This window comes from Candidatus Megaera venefica, from assembly GCF_034554655.1.
In the GTDB taxonomy this organism is placed as follows: Bacteria; Pseudomonadota; Alphaproteobacteria; order Rickettsiales; family Rickettsiaceae; genus Megaera_A; species Megaera_A venefica.
The window spans coordinates 1-949 of record NZ_JARJFB010000267.1 but is presented as its reverse complement, the minus strand read 5'-3'; the positions used below and the strand labels follow the sequence as shown (position 1 = coordinate 949).

The 949-nt window shown below is 36.1% G+C and carries 3 protein-coding genes; 1 reads left to right on the top strand and 2 read right to left on the bottom strand.

Features of this window, described 5'->3' with window-relative positions; all coding sequences use genetic code 11:
- Positions 1–210, top strand: a 210-nt coding sequence (locus Megvenef_RS09680) for a hypothetical protein (protein ID WP_322777699.1), incomplete at its 5' end; no start/stop codon positions are given.
- Positions 211–297: 87 nt separating this feature from the next.
- Here Megvenef_RS09680 and dksA read toward each other — a convergent pair.
- Positions 298–732: an RNA polymerase-binding protein DksA gene (gene dksA, locus Megvenef_RS09675; protein ID WP_322777698.1), complete on the bottom strand. Its 435-nt coding sequence runs from the start codon at positions 730–732 to the stop codon at positions 298–300.
- Positions 733–801: 69 nt separating this feature from the next.
- The coding region (locus tag Megvenef_RS09670; RefSeq protein WP_322777700.1) for a tyrosine-type recombinase/integrase at positions 802–949 on the bottom strand (148 nt) is incomplete at its 5' end.

The following is a 949-nucleotide window of genomic DNA, read 5'->3' as shown; positions in this document are numbered from 1 at the left end:
CAAGGGATTGGTTGTATAACTGTGTTTGCCACTTTGTCATGTGGTTTGGCTTATAAAGCTTATTATGATAAGGATATATGGGCTGGCATAAGTTCTGTAGGTTGTGTAGCTATAACAGGGTTGGTAACAAATAATCTTATAGCCTTTTGGAGTGAAAATGTTGCCGATAACATAATCGGGGATATTATGGATTATTCCTTAGGTCATTGAGGCCTACTTCCCATCCAAAGAATTTTAGTATTTTGAGTAAAATCCCTGGTGCGCAATCATTGAGATATGCACAACCAGGTAATTTTCTTATATATCAATTTTATCTTCGTCTAGGTGCGTCTTTTCATAATTTTCGTGGCGCATTTGGGCTTCTATGCAAAGAGTGGCTACTGGCCGTGCTTCAAGGCGTCTGAGACCGATTTTTTCACCTGTTTCTTCACAGTAACCATAATCGTTTTTATTTATTTTTACAATTGTATGCTCAATTTTATCGATTAATTTTCTATAACGGTCTCTAGTTCTAAGCTCAATGCTTGTTTCTGTTTCAACGCTTGCCCGATCAGTAAGATCAGGTTCATTCCAATTCTCTTCTTTAAGGTGATCAAGTGTATCGCGCGATTCTTCTAATAACTCTTCTCTCCAGGTTTGCAATTTTTGTTTGAAATATTCAAGCTGCATTGGGTTCATGTATTCTTCGTCTTCAGAAGGTTTATAACCAGCTGGTAAAATGATTTTTTCCATATGTTCCCTTTAAAAATTTATACAAACCCAATATAACGCATAAGCAAAAATTAACGCAAGAATATTTTGTTAAAAATTTTCTTTGGATTCAGGGTGCGCTTTATCGTATACAGATTCAAGGTGCAATTGGTTAATTTTCGTGTATCTTTGAGTTGTAGAAAGGCTTTGATGGCCAAGTAAATCCTGAATTGATCGAAGATCCGCTCCGTTTTCTAGT

Bases quoted from the DNA above. Each gene is read 5' to 3' on its own strand.
- dksA (WP_322777698.1), bottom strand. From the start codon at position 732: ATGGAAAAAATCATTTTACCAGCTGGTTATAAACCTTCTGAAGACGAA.